This is a genomic window from Acinetobacter sp. ESL0695 (genome assembly GCF_029392135.1).
Classification (GTDB): domain Bacteria; phylum Pseudomonadota; class Gammaproteobacteria; order Pseudomonadales; family Moraxellaceae; genus Acinetobacter; species Acinetobacter pollinis.
Map to the genome: position 1 here is coordinate 2,102,352 of NZ_CP113932.1, position 17,367 is coordinate 2,119,718.

The following is a 17,367-nucleotide window of genomic DNA, read 5'->3' on the forward strand; positions in this document are numbered from 1 at the left end:
TATCATACAAATTTGCAATCTATCACGTGCAGTCTTTCCTTGTATGAATTATGCTAAACCTAATTGCGATAAGAAGCTAAATATATATGAAAAACTGGGTCGATCCTGAAGCAAAAGCTGAAGCTGAACGCTATGATAATCCAATTCCAAGCCGTATTCTCATTTTAGAAACACTGACTAAACTAGATAAGCCACTTTCACATGCCGAACTTGTAGACCATTTCGACATTAAAGACGAGAAAAGTATAGAAGCACTTAGCCATCGACTAAGTGCAATGATTCGTGATGGTCAATTAGGCAAAGAAGGTCAAAAATACTCTATATTGCCTGAACAACCTGCACACGATGCGACAATATATATTAATAATAAAGGTCTAGGGTCTGCCAATATTGATGGTCAAAATGACCTACTTTTGCCTGAAAGAGAAATGCGTTTGGTCTTTAACGGCGATCATATTAAAGTACGTCAGACATCAGTTGACCGTAAAGGTAAAGCGTGGGGATATATTGAGGAAGTTACACAACATCGTGTAAAACAAGTTATTGGAAAATTGTCTATCCATGATGATGAATACTTTATCCAACCTTCCACACCCAATCAACATCAACCGATTACTTTAGAAAAAGAACTGATTGAGCATGCAAAAGCGAAAGTTGGTGATGCGATTCGAGTAGCAATCGATGACTACCCAACGCGAGATACTTTTGCTACTGGTCATATCGTTCAATCCATGGCAGACAAAGCTGATACTGAAATTATTATCCCTCAAACAATTTTAGAATTTGGCTTACCTTACGAATTTCCTAAAGAAGTGGTTGAAGATGCTGAAAGCTTTAAAGAACCAACGGCAACAGACCGAAAAGGGCGCGTAGACCTACGTGACTTGCCTTTAGTAACGATTGATGGTGAAGATGCAAGAGACTTTGATGACGCAGTGTATGCTGAAAAACGCCCAGGTGGTGGTTATCGCGTTGTTGTGGCAATTGCTGACGTTAGCCACTACGTGCGTACAGACAAACCGTTAGATAATGAAGCACAAGATCGTGGAACGTCTGTTTATTTTCCACATTTTGTTTTGCCGATGTTACCTGAGGCACTTTCAAATGGATTGTGCTCATTAAATCCTCATGTAGATCGGCTTTGCATGGTATGTGATCTAACACTCTCGCGCTTAGGCCGTGTAACAGGATATGAATTTTACCCTGCCGTAATGCACTCCAAAGCACGGCTAACCTATACACAGGTCGGTTCATACTTTAATGGTGACTCTGATGCTGTGCCACAAGACCGTAATATTCAAAAATCTCTAAATACCCTATTCCAAATGTATCAAGTGTTAAAATCTCTGAGAGAACAACGCCATGCAATGGAATTTGAAACCACTGAAACCTATATGACGTTTGATGAATTAGGTGGTATTAAAGAGATTCTTCCTCGTTCTCGAAATGATGCGCATAAACTTATTGAAGAGTGTATGTTATTGGCCAATGTCGCTGCTGCTGATTTCTCATTAAAAAATGAGATCCCGATGCTTTATCGCGTACATGAAGCGCCTGAACATACAAAAATACAAAAAGTACGCGACTTTGTGAAAATGCTTGGTTTACATTTTCCAGAACAACCTACCCAAGAAGACTATCAACGTGTCATTGAAGCAACTAAAGACCGCATAGATGCACAAAGTATTCATGCTGTACTTCTCCGCTCTATGATGCAAGCCTATTATGGCGCAAAAAATGCAGGTCACTTCGGACTTGCCTATGATGCCTATACACACTTTACGTCACCGATCCGACGTTATCCTGATTTGTTATTGCATCGTGCAATTAAAGCAAACTTACAAAAGAAAGCTTACCCTATTTCAGGAGCTGCTTTAGATGATGCAGGTGAGCATTTCTCTCAGACAGAGCGCCGTGCAGATGAAGCCTCTCGTAGCGTCACATCATGGCTCAAATGTCATTACATGAAACAGCATTTAGGCGATGAGTTCATTGGCCATATTAGTGCTGTAACTGAATTTGGTCTCTTTATCACGCTAAAAGACTTATATGTAGATGGGATGATTCACATCAGCCAACTGGGCGATGACTTTTTTGTCTATGATGTTGGCAGTCAAACACTGATTGGCCAAAATAGAGGTCAAATCTTTGGATTGGGTGATGAGGTCAAAATTAAAGTCGCGGGTGTGAATTTAGATGAACGTAAAATCGATTTTGAGCTTCTTAAACAAGTTACGCATTCAGGTCGTCCTATACGCGAACGTGCACCACGAGTAACAAAGTCTACTGTTAAAGAAGAAGTTTTCACACCGACACGTACGGAAGAAGCACCGCAAAATACTTCTTCAAAGGAGCAAAAGCCGAAGAAAAAGAAAAAATCGAGTAAACCTAGTGCTTACAGTAAGAAGGCCAAATCATCTGCCAAACAAGATGTAAAAACTGATAAGAAAGCTAAGGTAAAAAAGAAAAAAAAGAAATCAAATGCAAAACCTAAAATAGCTGACTAATCACTCTATTCCGAGTATGAGATCAGTCTCATACTCGGGGTTTCCAAGATTCAAGCGAAGAAATCATGGTATTCATATTGATATATGCTTGCTCAGCAACATCAGCATCGTAGTCCTCAACGAGAAAACGACTAATCAAGCCTTCTAAAATATGATAAATCAAGTCTGCAATTATTCTATGATTTTCAAATGACTCACATGCCTGATAAATATAGCTTCTTAACCACACCTTATGTTGACGTGCACACTCAATGATTTCCTCTTGGGTTTTCACTGACTCACCTACAGCACGTACAAACATACAGCCCTTAAACGTTTTGGACTGAAACCACTCCATATGCCATTTTAAAATACCATTGATTTTCTCTTCATTTGTATGACTGTCAACATAAGTCATTAAGCTACGTCTATATCTTTCATCTCTTACACTAAGCACCTGTTTTATAAGTTCATTTTTATTTTTAAAATATGTATAGAGTGTCGTTTTTGAACAACCTGATACATCACGAATAAGATCTACACCTACACCTGTAAAGCTTTGTTCATTAAAAAGTTTTTCTGCTGTATCTAATATTTTTAAAGCTGACTTTGACATAATACCTCAATAGTACAGACCTGTACTTTTTAAAATGATATGACTATACTTCACATAATAGTACAAATCTGTACTCTCATATAGAGATATGTTTATGTTTTTTATATTTCACGGTAAAGAAAAAGTTCCTGCAAAATCATCTAATAAAGAAATTATGGTTGGTTTTTTAGGAGGAATGATGAGTATTCTTTGTTTATTATTTATTACCAAATTATCTGGACATCTTCTCATTATGGCGCCCTTTGGTGCAAGCTGTGTTCTATTGTACGCTGTTCCCCAATCACCTTTAGCTCAACCAAGAAATATTATTTTCGGACACTTTATTTCAGCTACAATTGGTTTAATTTTTCTTCATTTATTCGGAACATCTATCTTAAGTATTGCATGCGCGGTTGGTTTGTCTATTGCATGTATGCAGTTTTTCCAGTGTATTCACCCACCAGCTGGGGCAAACCCTTTAGTTATTCTACTTACCGCCCATGAAATTACATATCACTGGAGTTTTTTATTCTTCCCAGTATTGTTAGGGTCTATTATCTTAGTTATGGTTGCCTACGCGACTCACCGAATAAGTAAAACTCAATGGCCGAACTATGGTTTGGGCTTATTCAAAACACCTTCCCAAAAATAATCTAATACTTAACCTTGATTTTTCACGTAATCAGACATACATCTAATAAATAGAGACAATTTTTGGTGAATTTAATGACATTACAACAAGCAACACTACCTACCCCCGATTTTTCTAGTATTAAACTCCCTGTATTAAAAACTCAAATTGAACATGCAATTCATCAGGGTCAAAACTTTTTAGACCAATTACATGCCGTTCCTCAAGCAAATTTAGATCAGCTTAACGTCATTAATTCACTTGATGAATTGAGTAATGAGCTTGATGAGGTATTTGGATTACTCTCCCATCTGAATGCTGTAATGAATAATAATGAAACACGGGAAATCTATCAGGCTGTTTTGCCTCAATTAAGTGAATACTATACAAATATGGGACAACATACTGTTCTGTATCAGACTTATCAGCAACTCCACGATAGTAAAGTTTTCGCAACGCTATCAGAAGCCCAACAAAGTGCCATCCGTCTTGCCTTAAGAGATTTTAAGCTCTCAGGCGTTGCATTAGAGGGTGAGCAAAAGAAACGTTATGCAGAAATTTCTGCAAGACTTTCACAACTATCTTCTGACTTTTCCAATCATGTACTCGATGCCACACAAGCTTACTTTAAACCACTTCACGATGATGAATTGCTAGGACTTCCTGAAAGTAGTATTGAATTACTGAAACAATATGGGACACAAAGAGAGTTAGAACAACCCGTAGCTACTCTCGATTTTCCATCTTACTTAGCCATAATGACTTATGCAAAAGATCGTAAATTGCGTGAAACACTTTATCATGCGTATACCACCCGAGCCTCTGATCAAGCAGATCAGCCTAATCTAGACAATACTCAGATTATGGAAGAGATTCTAAAATTGCGTCAGGAGAAGGCAAAACTTCTTGGTTTTGAAAATTATGCAGATCTTTCTCTTGCTAGTAAAATGGCACCTGATGCACAAACAGTAGAAAAATTCCTATTTGATCTCGCTGAACATGCAAAAAAACCTGCTCAACAAGAAGTGAATGAACTTAAAGCGATTGCTTTAGAAGATGGCATTGAAGATCTTAAGCCATGGGATACCACTTACTACTCTGAAAAACTTAAGCAACAGCAGTTTAATCTTTCACAAGAAGAGCTTAAGCCATATTTTCCTGCACCGAAAGTAGTTAGTGGACTATTTAGTATTGTTAAAAAACTCTATAACCTTAACATTGTTGAGCGTACTGCACCTGTATGGCATCCAGATGTCAAATACTATGAAATCGAAGATAATAATACTGTAGTTGCTGGATTTTATTTAGATTTATACGCACGTAATGGTAAACGTGGTGGTGCATGGATGAGTGGTTTCAGAGCACGCATGCAAACAAATAAAGGCTTACAAAAACCAATTTGCTATATGGTATGTAACTTTACCCCACCTGTAGGTAATCAACCTGCATTGTTAACCCATGACGAAGTCATTACGCTGTTCCATGAGTTTGGCCATGGCTTACATCACATGCTTACAGAGGTCGATAATATTTCTGTTTCAGGTGTTAATGGTGTTGCATGGGATGCTGTTGAACTACCAAGCCAATTCATGGAGTTTTGGGCTTGGGGTAAAGAATCTTTAGATCAACTTACAGAACATGTGGATCATAAAGAAACTCTCCCACAAGAGTTATTAGATGCCCTACTTAACGCACGATTCTTCCAATCTGGTATGCAAACACTTCGTCAACTTGAATTTGCATTATTTGATTTTACTATTCATCAGAAATCAGCATTAAATGCTGAAGCGATTCAACATGTCCTAGATGATATTCGTAATCAAATTGCTGTTTTGCCAACCACTCGCGAAAATCGATTCCAACATGGATTCAGTCATATTTTTGCAGGAGGCTATGCTGCTGGATATTACTCATACAAATGGGCTGAAGTCCTCGCAAGCGATGCATTCGATCGATTTGAACATGAAGGTATTTTTAATACTGAAACAGGACAAGCTTTTAGATCATCAATACTTGCCGTTGGGGGTCAATATGATGCATTAACCGCATTTACACACTTCCGTGGTAGAGCACCTAAAATTGATGCATTACTTCGTCATCAAGGTTGGACACCAAGCCTACAAAACGCTTAAACTGGCAAGCAGACGTTCATTCATGAGTTACGCTAATATGAAGATAAAGAAAAGATTTATTGCAGGGGTTCGATGCCCAAAATGTAATAGCCTAGATCGAATTATTATGTTAACTCATGAACAGCGTGAATGGATTGAATGTATCGAGTGCGATTATTCAGATAATCGCCCTACACCGGAACAAATACATCCAAATACTCAAGATGATATTGGTGTGATACAGTTTAAGCCTAGAAACTATTAAATATGGAATATAAGAATGGGCTATTATAAGTCGTTTATCCTAATGATTATGGGATTATTTTTTTGTGTAAGTCATATACAGGCTCAAAGTTTACAACATGATAAAATCAGTGTTTTCAAGAAAGAGCAACAAGATAAAATTAAAGATGAAATTCTGAGATTAAAGGAAAGAAAAAAACAATTATTACAGCAAGAAAAAACTATTAATAAACTTATTCGATTAAAAGAAGAACAAATTACTGAACTAGAAAAACAGTTAAGCATAAAAAAAGTAGCATGAACGACGGTTTTGCTCATGCTACTATAAACTGAGTATTTAGAAATATGTTCTTTAGCTCGTAATTAAGATATTAATAAATTGCATTTATAAAAACATTCGCCCAAATTACATTACTTCATGTCATTTAGGTCATATAATGTAGAGTTATTATATAACTTGGAAAAATTAATTATTTGTTTTAAACTTTCAGGAGATATTTGATCACGCCAGATAATAAAATTATCTTTAGAATCATTAGTATAAATAGAAAAATATAAATAATGGTTTAAAATGCATGTAACTTTAATTTTTTTAATATCATTATTTTCAAATAGCATTGTCCAAGTTGAATTATCTAATTGAGCAATTTCTAAAATATTTTTATTATTTTTTTCATATAATATATAAGTCAAAAACAATAGGAGATTCAGCGCTAAAACATATGAAATTTCTAGCAACTGATATATTGTATAAATGGTAATAAATAATATGACACTCCAGAAAAATCTTTTAATTTTACTTTTCTGATAAATTTTCCAACAATAGTTAGCCATGTAAATATTTTTTTAATTGCCAAATCAAATGTTTTATTTCGATATTTGGAGCATTGGATACTTCCATAAACCAATCTAAAATATCTGGATCTTCATATTCAATTAACTGTTCGAAAATTCTTTGTTCTTCACTAGACGCTTTTAAATAGTATTGTTTTACATATAAGTCAAAGTATACATCTATTTCCTTAAGCCCTCTTCTTGCTCGGTAAATTGTTTTTCTCTGTACTAAACTTAACTCTTCCATTTGATGATCTTCCATTATCATTAAGCAAATAAAAAAGGCCGGAGTTCCGGCCTTTTATCAGAATAAATATTATTCTGCTGAAGTATTCACTTCACGGTCTACTAACTCAACGTAAGCCATAGGTGCTGCATCTCCAGCACGGTGACCTGCTTTAAGTACACGTAGATAACCGCCGTTACGTTCTTTATAACGAGGGCCTAGAACGGTAAATAATTTACCAACAGTTGCTGCATTACGAGTACGAGCAAACGCAATACGACGGTTTGCTACTGTATCGTTTTTAGCTAAAGTGATTAAAGGCTCAGCAACGCGACGAAGTTCTTTCGCCTTAGGCAAAGTTGTTTTAATTAACTCATGCTCAACTAGAGCATTTGTTAAGTTTTGGAACAACGCCTTACGATGGCTGCTTGTACGGCCTAATTTCACACCACTATTACGATGACGCATGGTGATAGTCCTACTTAATTAGCGGCTACGATAGGCAAAACGGTCGTCCATACGAAGACTAGCAGGTGGCCAGTTTTCTAGACGCATTCCGAGTTGTAAACCTTTCGATGCCAAAACATCTTTGATCTCAGTTAACGATTTTTTACCTAAGTTTGGAGTTTTTAACAACTCAACTTCTGTACGTTGAACAAGATCACCAATGTAGTAAATATTTTCTGCTTTTAAACAATTCGCAGAACGAACAGTAAGCTCTAGATCATCTACTGGACGAAGCAATATTGGATCAACTTCTTCGCGAGGTTCTTGAGCAACAGGTGTTTGGTCTTTCTGAAGATCAACAAAGATTGCGATCTGTTGTTGCAAGATTGTTGCAGCTTTACGAATCGCTTCTTCAGGATCAACCGTACCATTTGTTTCAAGATCGATGACCAACTTATCAAGGTCAGTACGTTGTTCCACACGTGCATTTTCTACAGTGTATGAAACACGATTGATTGGGCTATAACTTGCATCTAATTGTAAGCGACCTACAGGGCGAGTTTCGCCTTCAGGAAAGCGTGAATCAGATGTTTCATAACCACGACCTTGTGCGACTTTCAGGCGCATTTTTAATGAGCCTGTAGCGCTTAAAGTCCCGATCAAATGCTCAGGGTTAACCAATTCAACATTGTGCGGTAAACGAAGGTCAGCAGCTGTTACATCTCCTGGACCTTGTTTTTCTAATGTCAAATATGCTTCATTTTGATCGAACAGCTTAATCGACAATCCTTTAAGGTTCAGCAAGAGCTCGACGATGTCCTGCTGCAAGCCTTCTAAAGTACTGTACTCGTGCTCGACGCCTTCTATTTCTACTTCCACCACAGCTGCGCCAGGTAAAGAAGAAAGTAGGATGCGACGTAAAGCATTACCAAGAGTATGGCCAAAACCACGCTCTAAAGGTTCAAGAATCACTTTTGCCGAGGTCCCGCTTGCCGCTTCGACCTTGATCGCTTGCGGAGTTAGAAACTCGTTTGCAGTACGCGTCATTTATTGCTACCTCAAGGATTATTTAGAATACAATTCTACAATCAAGCTTTCATTGATTTCAGCAGGTAGATCAGAACGATCAGGTGCAGCTTTGAACGTACCTTCAAACTTAGAGTGATCAACTTCAACCCAAGCAGGAATACCACGTTGGCTTGCTAGCTCAACTGCATTTTTAATACGCAATTGTTCTTTCGCACCTTGATGTACAGCAACTACATCACCTGGTTTTACTTGAATAGACGCGATATTTACGCGACGGCCATTCAAAGTAATAGAACGGTGACTTACTAGCTGACGAGCTTCTGCACGTGTAGAACCAAAGCCCATGCGATAAACAACGTTATCTAGACGGCTTTCAAGCAGTTTCAACAAGTTTTCACCTGTTGCGCCTTTAACACGAGCAGCTTCTTTATAGTAATTACTAAATTGACGTTCTAAAACACCGTACATACGACGTACTTTTTGTTTTTCACGTAATTGTAGTGAATACTCTGATTGCTTAGCACGTGATTGACCGTGTTGGCCTGGTGCTTTCGCGTGTTTTTTAGTTTTGACGTCAAATGGTTTAACGCCAGATTTAAGTTGCAGGTCAGTCCCTTCGCGACGAGAGAGTTTGCATTTTGGACCAATATAACGAGCCATGAATGTATCTCCTTAGACGCGACGTTTTTTAGGTGGACGGCAACCGTTGTGAGGAATTGGAGTCACATCGGTAATGCTGCTAATCTTATAACCCACTGCTCCTAATGCACGAACCGCAGACTCACGACCTGGACCAGGTCCTTTTACAAGGACTTCCAAGTTTTTCAAACCGTAATCTAAAGCTGCTTTACCAGCAACTTCAGCAGCTACCTGAGCAGCAAACGGAGTTGATTTACGTGAACCACGGAAGCCTTGTCCACCTGAGGTGGCCCAAGCCAATGCATTACCTTGACGATCGGTAATCGTAACAATGGTGTTATTAAAAGACGCGTGAATGTGTGCAACACCTTCAGAGACGGTACGTGTGACCTTCTTGCGTGTGCGAGTATCTTTAGCCATCTTTTAGCTTCCAGAAATCTTACTTTTTAATCGGTTTGCGCGGACCTTTACGGGTACGTGCGTTAGTTTTTGTGCGTTGACCACGGACAGGCAAGCTACGACGATGACGAAGGCCACGATAGCAACCTAAATCCATTAAACGTTTAATGTTCATGGAAATTTCGCGACGTAAGTCACCTTCGGTTGGTACCTTAGCAACTTCTGCACGAATCGCATCAAGCTGAGCATCATCCAAATCACGAACTTTAGTAGTGTTTGCAATGCCAGCAGCTGCTAGAATATTTTCTGCAGTGTGACGACCAACACCAAAAATGTAAGTGAGGGAGATAACAGCATGCTTGTTATCCGGAATGTTTACACCGGCAATACGAGCCATTCACTTTCTCCAAAAAGGCAGTTGAGTTGATTAACCACCCATTAAATTCTTAAGGGGCGGATATTAACTCAATTCGCCTACTGAAATCAACAGTCTAAGTTATTTTATTAACCTTGACGCTGCTTATGACGAGGTTCAGCGCTACAAATTACGCGAATAACCCCATTACGACGGATAACTTTACAGCTACCACAAATTTTCTTTACAGAAGCTTGTACTTTCATGATGAAAACCTCTAAGTGCGCTTATCCCTTAGGATGAGCAGTCGTTTTTTTCATCAATGTTTGATTATCATACTGGTGAGATGTCAAATGTGACTGCAATTGAGCCATAAAATCCATCACAACAACTACTACAATAAGTAGTGAAGTACCGCCTACATTCATTGTCATACCAAATGAACTTTGAAGAATCATTGGCATTAAACAAATAAAGGTAATGTAGATTGCACCAATAAATGTCAAACGATTGAGAATATGATCTAAATAACGAGCAGTTTGCTCACCTGGGCGTATACCAGGCACATAAGCTCCGCTGCGTTTCAAATTTTCTGCAACTTCTTTTGGACTAAATACTAGTGCTGTATAGAAATAACAGAAAAAGATAATTAACGCACCAAAGAGCACCAAATACAAAGTATGTCCAGGCGATAAAACAAGTGCCAAATCTTGCAATGAGCGTTTAAGCATGCCAGCATTTGGATCAGCACTCCCAACCCACTGACCAAGACTTGCTGGAAATAACAGCAATGAACTTGCAAAAATAGCTGGAATTACTCCGGCCATGTTTATCTTTAGTGGTAAATGAGTTTGCTGTGCCGTAAAAATACGACGACCTTGTTGCTTTTGCGCATAATTAACTGCAATTCGACGTTGTGCTTTTTCAATAAATACAATAGCAGCCATAACAGCTAATGCAATTAATGCTAAAACCACGACCCCAATTAAGCTTGTCTGACCATTTTCAACTGCTGAGAAAGATTGCAATGCAATATTTGGCAAGTTAGCCACAATTCCCGCAAAAATAATCATTGAGATACCATTACCTACTCCACGTTCAGTAATTTGTTCTCCAAGCCACATCAAGAACATTGTACCAGCAACTAAAGATGTGACTGCAGGAATATAAAATTCTAATCCAGAAGTCAAAGTAATCCCTTGACTAATAAGACCTGCACACATACCTACAGCTTGTACAATACCTAATATAAGTGTTCCTTGACGCGTATACTGGTTAATTTTACGCTTACCTTGCTCACCTTCTTTTTTCAAAGCTTCGAGCGAAGGAATTACTGTTGACATTAACTGCACAATAATTGAGGCAGAAATGTATGGCATAATCCCTAAAGCAAGAATAGACATTCGTTGCAATGCACCACCTGAAAACATGTTAAACAAACCAAGAATAGTACCTTGGTTTGCATTAAACAGATGTTCAAGTGCTGCATTATTAATGCCTGGTACTGGAATATGCGATCCTAGTCGAAAAACCAATAGTGCGCAGATTAAAAACACCATGCGACGGATGATTTCACGATATTTCACATGAAACGGTTGGCCTTTCATCATGTGAACATGACCTGAAGAACTAGGAGACATAGACACTCGTAATTACTCCTCGACTTTACCGCCAGCAGCTTCAACAGCAGCTTTAGCGCCTTTAGTCAATGCAACACCCTTAACAGTGAATGCGCGAGTTACTTCACCAGAAAGTACGATACGAGCGCGTAATTGGTCACGACGCACAACGTTTGCAGCTTTTAAAGTTTCAAGGCTAACGATATCGCCTTCAACTTTATTTAATTCAGAAACACGTACTTCAGCAGTTTTAAGTGCCATTTGGCTAGTGAAGCCAAATTTTGGTAAACGACGATAAATCGCTGTTTGACCACCTTCAAAACCTGGACGAACACCACCACTTTTACGTGAGTTTTGACCTTTAATACCGCGACCACCTGTCTTACCGACACCAGAACCGATACCACGGCCTAGGCGGCGGTGTTCACGTTTAGCACCTTCTGCAGGTGATAATTCATTTAAACGCAGAGTCATGGCTTATTCCTCTACACTAACCATATAGTAGACTTTATTGATCATACCACGGTTAGAAGGAGTATCTTGCACTTCTACAGTATGACCGATGCGACGCAGACCCAAACCTTGTAGGCAAAGTTTGTGATTTTTCAAACGATGCGAAGAAGATTTAGTCTGGGTAACTTTAATCGTTTTCATGATTGATTACCCTTGAATTTCTTCTACAGTTTTACCACGTTTCGCAGCGACTTTCTCAGGAGAAGTCATATCACGCAAACCATTAAAAGTTGCGTTTACTACGTTAGCAGCATTTGTAGAACCATAACATTTAGCAAGTACGTTATGTACACCTGCAGCTTCTAGAACAGCACGCATAGCGCCACCAGCAATTACACCAGTACCTTCAGAAGCAGGTTGCATATAAACACGACTCGCACCATGACGAGCATTCACAGGGTGTTGTAAAGTGTTTCCGTCTAGATCTACAGTAATCATATTACGACGAGCAGCTTCAAGTGCTTTAGAAATAGCAGCTGGAACTTCACGCGCTTTACCACGACCAAAACCAACACGACCGTTACCATCACCTACCACAGTTAATGCTGTGAAAGAGAAAATACGACCACCTTTTACAACCTTGGCTACACGATCAACGGCAACCAGCTTCTCAACGAGACCTTCGTTTTGTTCAACTTTCGCCATGATTAGAACTCCAAGCCGCCTTCACGGGCAGCATCAGCCAAGGCTTTAATACGACCATGATATTTAAAACCAGAACGGTCAAATGCAACTTTTGTAATACCAGCTGCTTTAGCACGCTCTGCAATTAAAGCACCAACTTTAGTTGCTGCTTCAACATTACCAGTAGTAGTACTACGTAAAGATGCATCTAAAGTAGAAGCTTGTGCTAATACTTTTCCACCATCTGCTGAAATAACTTGAGCATAGATGTGACGCGGAGTGCGGTTTACACACAAACGAGTCGCACCCAATGCACGGATGTGCAAGCGTGTGCTTTTCGCACGACGCAAACGGGATTGTTTCTTTTCGTTCATAAGAACCTCGCGCCTTATTTCTTCTTAGCTTCTTTACGAAGAATAACTTCATCCGAATAACGAACACCTTTACCTTTATATGGTTCAGGAGAGCGATATGCACGGATATTTGCAGCTACTTGACCTAACAACTGTTTATCTGCAGATTTAAGCAGAATTTCAGTTGGAGTTGGAGTTTCTGCAGTTACACCTTCAGGCAATGTATAGTCGATTGGATGTGAAAAACCTAAGCTTAGGTTCACAACAGTTCCTTTAACTACAGCTTTATAACCAACACCTACAAGTTGTAGCTTACGTTCGAAACCTTCGCTTACACCTTTAACAAGGTTGTTTAATACAGCGCGAGCAGTACCAGCTTGCATCCAAGCATCTTGCGAGTCTTTTACTGGAGCAAGGTGAAGTTTACCTTCTTCCTGTTTTAGCTCGACCAGCGCATGCAGGTTGAAAGACAGCGTACCTTTACTGCCTTTCACTACGACCTGCCGGCCGTTCTGAGTAACTTCTACACCACTTGGTAGAGCTACTGGGGCTTTAGCCACACGAGACATGAGGAATCACCTATTAAGAAACAAAAGCAATAACTTCACCACCGATACCTGCAGCACGTGCAGCGCGATCAGTCATGATGCCTTTGCTTGTAGAAACAATTGCAATACCTAAACCTTGCTTAACGCTAGGAATTTTATCTTTACCGCGATACTGACGTAAGCCTGGACGACTTACACGTTTCACAGTTTCGATAACTGGTTTGCCTTCAAAATATTTTAGGGTAATTGTCAAAGTAGCTTTGCCTTCGTTATCAGCAACTTCTACATTTGAAATATAACCTTCTTGCTCTAATACGTTTGCAATAGAAACTTTTAGCTTAGAGCTTGGCATAGAAACAGTTTCTTTCTTAGCCATTTGTGCGTTACGAACACGTGTTAGCATGTCGGCAACGGTATCTTGCATACTCATTATAGTCGCCCCTTACCAGCTAGCTTTCACAACGCCCGGTACATCACCTTGCATTACAGTATCACGTAGTTTATTACGGCTTAAGCCAAACTTACGGAAGTAACCATGAGGACGACCAGTTAAACCACAACGGTTGCGAAGACGTACAGGAGATGCGTTACGTGGCAATGCTTGTAATTTCAACATCGCTTCAAAACGCTCTTCATCGCTAGCATTTACATTTGCAATAGTTGCTTTTAATTCAGCACGTTTTGCAGCAAATTTAGCAACTGTTTTTTCGCGTTTTAATTCGCGATTAACCATACCTTTCTTAGCCATATCGACCTCTTATTTGAACGGGAAGCCGAATGCACGCATAAGCGCACGGCCTTCGTCATCGGTGCGAGCAGTCGTAGTAATAGTAATATCCATACCACGAATACGATCAATCTTGTCAAAATCGATTTCAGGGAAAACGATTTGTTCTTTCAATCCCATTGAGTAATTACCACGACCATCAAATGATTTCGCTGAGAAACCACGGAAGTCACGAATACGCGGGATTGTGATTGAGATCAAACGATCCAAGAATTCGTACATATGTTCGCCACGTAAAGTAACTTTACAACCGATTGGCCAACCATCACGGATTTTGAAACCTGCGATCGATTTACGTGCAAGTGTTAGTACTGGTTTTTGACCAGCAATTGCTTGCATATCTGAAAGTGCGCCATCTAATAATTTTTTATCAGCTGCGGCAGCACCTACACCCATGTTTAGAGTGATTTTAGTAATGCGAGGAATTTCCATCACATTCGAAAGGCCAAGTTCTTCTTTCAACTTTGCCTTAAGTTCGTCGTTATAACGTGTTTTAAGTCTGGCCATTGCCTTTTCAACCTATTACTTCGCTACCGCCACTGATTCACCATTTGATTTATAAACACGACTTTTCGTGCCATTTTCATCACGTTGGTAACCAACACGGTCAGCCTTTTGGGTTGTAGCATTTAAAATTGCCACGTTTGAGATATGAAGAGAAGCCTCTTGAGTAACAATGCCGCCTTCAGCACCAGTTACACGGTTTGGCTTTTGATGTTTCTTCACTAAGTTAAGGCCTTCAACCTTAACACGGTCATTCGAAACAGACAAAACAGTACCTTGTTTGCCTTTTTCTTTACCTGCGATCACTATAATTTGATCGCCTTTTCTGATCTTAGCCATGATTGCCTCTTATAGAACTTCAGGAGCCAATGAAATAATTTTCATGAACTGTTCAGTACGAAGTTCACGAGTCACTGGTCCAAAGATACGGGTAGCAATCGGAGCTTTGTTTGTATTCAACAAAACTGCAGCGTTGTCATCAAAACGGATCAAAGAGCCGTCTGGACGACGAATACCGAATTTTGTACGAACTACAACCGCATTCATCACGTCGCCTTTTTTAACACGGCCACGCGGAATTGCTTCTTTTACAGTAACTTTAATAATGTCGCCAACAGAAGCATAACGACGATGTGAACCACCTAGTACTTTAATACATTGTACGCGGCGTGCACCACTGTTGTCTGCTACGTCGAGCATCGTTTCGGTTTGAATCATTGCCCTACTCCAAAACCGAGCATCACCGGTCACAATTTCGAAAGACGCATAGCGTACTCGAAATTGACCAATGATGCAACAAGAACTAATTACTCAGCAGCTGCTTCAACTACTTCCACTAAAGTCCAAGCTTTAGTTTTAGAAATTGGGCGGCTTTCTTTAATGGTTACAACATCACCGATTTTAGCAACATTGTTCTCATCATGAGCGTGTAATTTTGTTGAACGGCGAAGTGATTTGCCATACAACGGGTGTTGAACTCGGCGTTCAATAAGCACAACAATAGATTTCTCCATTTTGTCACTTACAACTTTGCCAGTTAACGTGCGGACTGTATTTTCACTCATTGTCCGTTCCCCTGTTTTTCGGTAAGGAGTGTCTTTATGCGAGCAACTGTCTTACGAGCAACCCCAACTTCGTGTGATTTACCCAACTGACCAGTTGCTTGCGCCATACGAAGACGGAATTGATTTAACTGTTGCTCATCAAGCAAAGTTTTCAACTCTTCTACCGATTTTTCACGTAGATCTTTAGTTTTCATTACATTACCGTCCGAGTCACGATAGCGGTTTTAAACGGAAGTTTAGCAGCAGCTAAAGTAAATGCTTCACGCGCTAATTCTTCGCTTACACCTTCCATTTCGTACAGGATCTTACCTGGCTTAATCTCGCTAACCCAGTATTCAACACTACCTTTACCTTTACCCATACGAACTTCTAAAGGCTTTTCAGTAATTGGCTTGTCTGGGAATACACGAATGTAGATTTTACCACCACGCTTAACGCGACGGCTAATAGTACGACGTGCAGCTTCGATCTGACGTGCAGTCATACGACCACGTTCTACAGATTTCAATGCAATAGTACCAAATGATACTGTACTTCCGCGATGTGCTAGACCAGTATTACGGCCTTTTTGCACTTTACGGAATTTCGTACGTTTAGGTTGCAACATGAATTATTCTCCTTTAGCAGCAGAACGATCATTGCGACGACCACGACGCTCTTGACCTTCACGACCACGACCACGTTTAGCTGGACGCTCTTCTTGTGGCGCAGGGTTCATGACTTGTTTCATGCCACCTAAGATTTCACCGCGGAAAATCCAAACTTTAACACCAATCGTACCGTAAGTTGTTTCAGCACGCATAGTCGCATAGTCAATGTCTGCACGAAGTGTATGCAATGGAACACGTCCTTCACGATACCATTCTGTACGTGCGATTTCAGCACCGCCTAAACGACCAGAAACCTCAACTTTGATACCTTTAGCACCAGCACGCATTGTATTTTGAACCGCACGCTTCATAGCACGACGGAACATTACACGTTTTTCTAATTGAGAAGCGATACCTTCAGCAACTAGACGCGCGTCAAGATCAGGGCGATCAACTTCATTGATAACTACTTGCGCAGGAACACCCATAATTTGAGTAAGTTCACGCTGTAATTTCTCAATATCTTCGCCTTTTTTACCAATAACGATACCAGGACGAGCTGTGCTAATTGTAATTTTAGCAGCGCCTGTAGGACGCTCGATAAGAATTTTACTTACCATCGCGCTCTTAAGTTTTTTAGTTAAAAACTCACGAACTTGTAGGTCTTTTAGTAAATATTCTGAATATTGTTTCGGATTCGCATACCAGTTAGCGTTATGACGTTTCACAACACCTAGGCGGATACCGATTGGATGAACCTTCTGACCCAT

Annotated in this window: 28 protein-coding genes and 1 pseudogene; 5 read left to right on the forward strand and 24 right to left on the reverse strand. The window is 39.7% G+C overall.

All coding sequences use genetic code 11. The features are described from left to right. Positions 1-86 precede the first annotated feature (86 nt). Positions 87-2,507 carry a ribonuclease R gene (rnr, locus tag OZX61_RS10035; RefSeq protein ID WP_277094705.1) on the forward strand — a complete coding sequence of 807 codons (2,421 nt, stop codon included), beginning with the start codon at positions 87-89 and terminating at the stop codon, positions 2,505-2,507. 28 nt (positions 2,508-2,535) lie between these two features. On the opposite strand, the gene OZX61_RS10040 is transcribed toward rnr, so the two are convergent. Beyond that, complete coding sequence (locus tag OZX61_RS10040; RefSeq protein WP_277094706.1) at positions 2,536-3,102, reverse strand: TetR/AcrR family transcriptional regulator; 567 nt, start codon at positions 3,100-3,102, stop codon at positions 2,536-2,538. 94 nt (positions 3,103-3,196) lie between these two features. Between OZX61_RS10040 and OZX61_RS10045 the strand changes: the two genes are divergently transcribed. From OZX61_RS10045 to OZX61_RS10060, 4 genes are all read left to right on the forward strand, one after another. Then, positions 3,197-3,733 carry an HPP family protein gene (locus tag OZX61_RS10045; protein ID WP_195771003.1) on the forward strand — a complete coding sequence of 179 codons (537 nt, stop codon included), beginning with the start codon at positions 3,197-3,199 and terminating at the stop codon, positions 3,731-3,733. Positions 3,734-3,807: 74 nt separating this feature from the next. Next, complete coding sequence (locus OZX61_RS10050) at positions 3,808-5,844, forward strand: M3 family metallopeptidase (RefSeq protein ID WP_277094707.1); 2,037 nt, start codon at positions 3,808-3,810, stop codon at positions 5,842-5,844. A gap of 37 nt (positions 5,845-5,881) precedes the next feature. Next, complete coding sequence (locus tag OZX61_RS10055; RefSeq protein ID WP_195771001.1) at positions 5,882-6,088, forward strand: YheV family putative zinc ribbon protein; 207 nt, start codon at positions 5,882-5,884, stop codon at positions 6,086-6,088. 15 nt (positions 6,089-6,103) lie between these two features. Next, positions 6,104-6,367, forward strand: a complete 264-nt coding sequence (locus tag OZX61_RS10060; protein ID WP_195771000.1) for a hypothetical protein — start codon at positions 6,104-6,106, stop codon at positions 6,365-6,367. 110 nt (positions 6,368-6,477) lie between these two features. Here OZX61_RS10060 and OZX61_RS10065 read toward each other — a convergent pair whose 3' ends face one another. From OZX61_RS10065 to rpsC, 23 genes and pseudogenes are all read right to left on the reverse strand, one after another. Next, positions 6,478-6,900, reverse strand: a complete 423-nt coding sequence (locus OZX61_RS10065; RefSeq protein ID WP_277094708.1) for a hypothetical protein — start codon at positions 6,898-6,900, stop codon at positions 6,478-6,480. Beyond that, entirely contained in the window at positions 6,893-7,162 is a 270-nt protein-coding gene (locus tag OZX61_RS10070; protein ID WP_277094709.1) for a succinate dehydrogenase assembly factor 2, read from the reverse strand. The genes OZX61_RS10065 and OZX61_RS10070 overlap by 8 nt, the downstream gene beginning before the upstream one ends. A 54-nt stretch (positions 7,163-7,216) precedes the next feature. Continuing rightward, the gene (rplQ, locus tag OZX61_RS10075; protein ID WP_195770998.1) at positions 7,217-7,594 is read right to left on the reverse strand and encodes a 50S ribosomal protein L17; all 378 of its coding nucleotides are present in this window, start codon (positions 7,592-7,594) and stop codon (positions 7,217-7,219) included. Positions 7,595-7,612: 18 nt separating this feature from the next. Next, positions 7,613-8,620: a DNA-directed RNA polymerase subunit alpha gene (rpoA, locus tag OZX61_RS10080; RefSeq protein ID WP_195770997.1), complete on the reverse strand. Its 1,008-nt coding sequence runs from the start codon at positions 8,618-8,620 to the stop codon at positions 7,613-7,615. Positions 8,621-8,638: 18 nt separating this feature from the next. Further along, entirely contained in the window at positions 8,639-9,262 is a 624-nt protein-coding gene (rpsD, locus tag OZX61_RS10085) for a 30S ribosomal protein S4 (RefSeq protein WP_195770996.1), read from the reverse strand. Between the two features lie 12 nt (positions 9,263-9,274). Next, the gene (gene rpsK, locus OZX61_RS10090; RefSeq protein WP_023273382.1) at positions 9,275-9,661 is read right to left on the reverse strand and encodes a 30S ribosomal protein S11; all 387 of its coding nucleotides are present in this window, start codon (positions 9,659-9,661) and stop codon (positions 9,275-9,277) included. Positions 9,662-9,680: 19 nt separating this feature from the next. Then, on the reverse strand, positions 9,681-10,037 hold the full coding sequence (gene rpsM / locus OZX61_RS10095; protein WP_023273383.1) for a 30S ribosomal protein S13: 357 nt from the start codon (positions 10,035-10,037) through the stop codon (positions 9,681-9,683). A gap of 107 nt (positions 10,038-10,144) precedes the next feature. Next, complete coding sequence (gene rpmJ, locus OZX61_RS10100) at positions 10,145-10,261, reverse strand: 50S ribosomal protein L36 (protein ID WP_000867907.1); 117 nt, start codon at positions 10,259-10,261, stop codon at positions 10,145-10,147. 21 nt (positions 10,262-10,282) lie between these two features. After that, a complete protein-coding gene (gene secY, locus OZX61_RS10105; RefSeq protein ID WP_277095657.1) occupies positions 10,283-11,602 on the reverse strand; it encodes a preprotein translocase subunit SecY in 1,320 nt (439 codons plus the stop codon). Between the two features lie 45 nt (positions 11,603-11,647). Then, positions 11,648-12,088 (reverse strand): 50S ribosomal protein L15, encoded by a 441-nt coding sequence (rplO, locus tag OZX61_RS10110; protein ID WP_195770995.1) that lies wholly within the window; start codon positions 12,086-12,088, stop codon positions 11,648-11,650. Between the two features lie 3 nt (positions 12,089-12,091). Beyond that, entirely contained in the window at positions 12,092-12,268 is a 177-nt protein-coding gene (gene rpmD / locus OZX61_RS10115; protein WP_000849088.1) for a 50S ribosomal protein L30, read from the reverse strand. Between the two features lie 6 nt (positions 12,269-12,274). Further along, positions 12,275-12,772 carry a 30S ribosomal protein S5 gene (gene rpsE, locus OZX61_RS10120; RefSeq protein ID WP_023273387.1) on the reverse strand — a complete coding sequence of 166 codons (498 nt, stop codon included), beginning with the start codon at positions 12,770-12,772 and terminating at the stop codon, positions 12,275-12,277. 2 nt (positions 12,773-12,774) lie between these two features. Then, the gene (gene rplR / locus OZX61_RS10125; protein WP_195770994.1) at positions 12,775-13,125 is read right to left on the reverse strand and encodes a 50S ribosomal protein L18; all 351 of its coding nucleotides are present in this window, start codon (positions 13,123-13,125) and stop codon (positions 12,775-12,777) included. Positions 13,126-13,139: 14 nt separating this feature from the next. Further along, a complete protein-coding gene (gene rplF / locus OZX61_RS10130; protein WP_195770993.1) occupies positions 13,140-13,673 on the reverse strand; it encodes a 50S ribosomal protein L6 in 534 nt (177 codons plus the stop codon). Between the two features lie 13 nt (positions 13,674-13,686). Next, positions 13,687-14,082: a 30S ribosomal protein S8 gene (gene rpsH, locus OZX61_RS10135; protein ID WP_195770992.1), complete on the reverse strand. Its 396-nt coding sequence runs from the start codon at positions 14,080-14,082 to the stop codon at positions 13,687-13,689. A gap of 12 nt (positions 14,083-14,094) precedes the next feature. Further along, positions 14,095-14,400, reverse strand: a complete 306-nt coding sequence (gene rpsN / locus OZX61_RS10140; protein ID WP_023273391.1) for a 30S ribosomal protein S14 — start codon at positions 14,398-14,400, stop codon at positions 14,095-14,097. Positions 14,401-14,409: 9 nt separating this feature from the next. Beyond that, on the reverse strand, positions 14,410-14,946 hold the full coding sequence (rplE, locus tag OZX61_RS10145) for a 50S ribosomal protein L5 (RefSeq protein ID WP_023273392.1): 537 nt from the start codon (positions 14,944-14,946) through the stop codon (positions 14,410-14,412). 15 nt (positions 14,947-14,961) lie between these two features. Further along, entirely contained in the window at positions 14,962-15,282 is a 321-nt protein-coding gene (gene rplX / locus OZX61_RS10150; protein ID WP_277094711.1) for a 50S ribosomal protein L24, read from the reverse strand. 9 nt (positions 15,283-15,291) lie between these two features. Next, on the reverse strand, positions 15,292-15,660 hold the full coding sequence (gene rplN, locus OZX61_RS10155) for a 50S ribosomal protein L14 (protein ID WP_023273394.1): 369 nt from the start codon (positions 15,658-15,660) through the stop codon (positions 15,292-15,294). An 89-nt stretch (positions 15,661-15,749) separates the two neighbouring features. Then, entirely contained in the window at positions 15,750-16,007 is a 258-nt protein-coding gene (gene rpsQ, locus OZX61_RS10160) for a 30S ribosomal protein S17 (RefSeq protein WP_195770990.1), read from the reverse strand. Further along, positions 16,004-16,201, reverse strand: coding sequence for a 50S ribosomal protein L29 (gene rpmC, locus OZX61_RS10165; RefSeq protein WP_023273396.1), 198 nt, complete (start codon positions 16,199-16,201; stop codon positions 16,004-16,006). Before rpmC ends, rpsQ begins: the two co-directional genes overlap by 4 nt. Continuing rightward, positions 16,201-16,614: a 50S ribosomal protein L16 gene (gene rplP, locus OZX61_RS10170; protein WP_023273397.1), complete on the reverse strand. Its 414-nt coding sequence runs from the start codon at positions 16,612-16,614 to the stop codon at positions 16,201-16,203. The genes rpmC and rplP overlap by 1 nt, the downstream gene beginning before the upstream one ends. After that, positions 16,554-17,367, reverse strand: a pseudogene (gene rpsC / locus OZX61_RS10175) (30S ribosomal protein S3). The gene rplP and the pseudogene rpsC overlap by 61 nt, the downstream one beginning before the upstream one ends.

Excerpts from the sequence above, each read along its gene's own strand:
- rnr (WP_277094705.1), top strand. The coding sequence starts at position 87 with ATGAAAAACTGGGTCGATCCTGAAGCAAAAGCTGAAGCTGAACGCTAT.
- OZX61_RS10065 (WP_277094708.1), bottom strand. The coding sequence starts at position 6,900 with ATGGCTAACTATTGTTGGAAAATTTATCAGAAAAGTAAAATTAAAAGA.
- OZX61_RS10060 (WP_195771000.1), top strand. The coding sequence starts at position 6,104 with ATGGGCTATTATAAGTCGTTTATCCTAATGATTATGGGATTATTTTTT.
- rpsM (WP_023273383.1), bottom strand. The coding sequence starts at position 10,037 with ATGGCTCGTATTGCCGGTGTAAACATTCCGGATAACAAGCATGCTGTT.
- rpsQ (WP_195770990.1), bottom strand. The coding sequence starts at position 16,007 with ATGAGTGAAAATACAGTCCGCACGTTAACTGGCAAAGTTGTAAGTGAC.
- rplR (WP_195770994.1), bottom strand. The coding sequence starts at position 13,125 with ATGAACGAAAAGAAACAATCCCGTTTGCGTCGTGCGAAAAGCACACGC.
- rplN (WP_023273394.1), bottom strand. The coding sequence starts at position 15,660 with ATGATTCAAACCGAAACGATGCTCGACGTAGCAGACAACAGTGGTGCA.
- OZX61_RS10050 (WP_277094707.1), top strand. The coding sequence starts at position 3,808 with ATGACATTACAACAAGCAACACTACCTACCCCCGATTTTTCTAGTATT.
- rpmJ (WP_000867907.1), bottom strand. The coding sequence starts at position 10,261 with ATGAAAGTACAAGCTTCTGTAAAGAAAATTTGTGGTAGCTGTAAAGTT.
- secY (WP_277095657.1), bottom strand. The coding sequence starts at position 11,602 with ATGAAAGGCCAACCGTTTCATGTGAAATATCGTGAAATCATCCGTCGC.
- rplP (WP_023273397.1), bottom strand. The coding sequence starts at position 16,614 with ATGTTGCAACCTAAACGTACGAAATTCCGTAAAGTGCAAAAAGGCCGT.
- rpsD (WP_195770996.1), bottom strand. The coding sequence starts at position 9,262 with ATGGCTCGTTATATTGGTCCAAAATGCAAACTCTCTCGTCGCGAAGGG.
- rpmD (WP_000849088.1), bottom strand. The coding sequence starts at position 12,268 with ATGAAAACGATTAAAGTTACCCAGACTAAATCTTCTTCGCATCGTTTG.
- rpoA (WP_195770997.1), bottom strand. The coding sequence starts at position 8,620 with ATGACGCGTACTGCAAACGAGTTTCTAACTCCGCAAGCGATCAAGGTC.
- rpsK (WP_023273382.1), bottom strand. The coding sequence starts at position 9,661 with ATGGCTAAAGATACTCGCACACGCAAGAAGGTCACACGTACCGTCTCT.
- OZX61_RS10040 (WP_277094706.1), bottom strand. The coding sequence starts at position 3,102 with ATGTCAAAGTCAGCTTTAAAAATATTAGATACAGCAGAAAAACTTTTT.
- rpmC (WP_023273396.1), bottom strand. The coding sequence starts at position 16,201 with ATGAAAACTAAAGATCTACGTGAAAAATCGGTAGAAGAGTTGAAAACT.
- rplE (WP_023273392.1), bottom strand. The coding sequence starts at position 14,946 with ATGGCCAGACTTAAAACACGTTATAACGACGAACTTAAGGCAAAGTTG.
- rplF (WP_195770993.1), bottom strand. The coding sequence starts at position 13,673 with ATGTCTCGTGTGGCTAAAGCCCCAGTAGCTCTACCAAGTGGTGTAGAA.
- OZX61_RS10045 (WP_195771003.1), top strand. The coding sequence starts at position 3,197 with ATGTTTTTTATATTTCACGGTAAAGAAAAAGTTCCTGCAAAATCATCT.
- rpsN (WP_023273391.1), bottom strand. The coding sequence starts at position 14,400 with ATGGCTAAGAAAGGTATGGTTAATCGCGAATTAAAACGCGAAAAAACA.
- OZX61_RS10055 (WP_195771001.1), top strand. The coding sequence starts at position 5,882 with ATGAAGATAAAGAAAAGATTTATTGCAGGGGTTCGATGCCCAAAATGT.
- rpsE (WP_023273387.1), bottom strand. The coding sequence starts at position 12,772 with ATGGCGAAAGTTGAACAAAACGAAGGTCTCGTTGAGAAGCTGGTTGCC.
- rplX (WP_277094711.1), bottom strand. The coding sequence starts at position 15,282 with ATGGCTAAGATCAGAAAAGGCGATCAAATTATAGTGATCGCAGGTAAA.
- rplO (WP_195770995.1), bottom strand. The coding sequence starts at position 12,088 with ATGACTCTGCGTTTAAATGAATTATCACCTGCAGAAGGTGCTAAACGT.
- rplQ (WP_195770998.1), bottom strand. The coding sequence starts at position 7,594 with ATGCGTCATCGTAATAGTGGTGTGAAATTAGGCCGTACAAGCAGCCAT.
- rpsH (WP_195770992.1), bottom strand. The coding sequence starts at position 14,082 with ATGAGTATGCAAGATACCGTTGCCGACATGCTAACACGTGTTCGTAAC.
- OZX61_RS10070 (WP_277094709.1), bottom strand. The coding sequence starts at position 7,162 with ATGGAAGATCATCAAATGGAAGAGTTAAGTTTAGTACAGAGAAAAACA.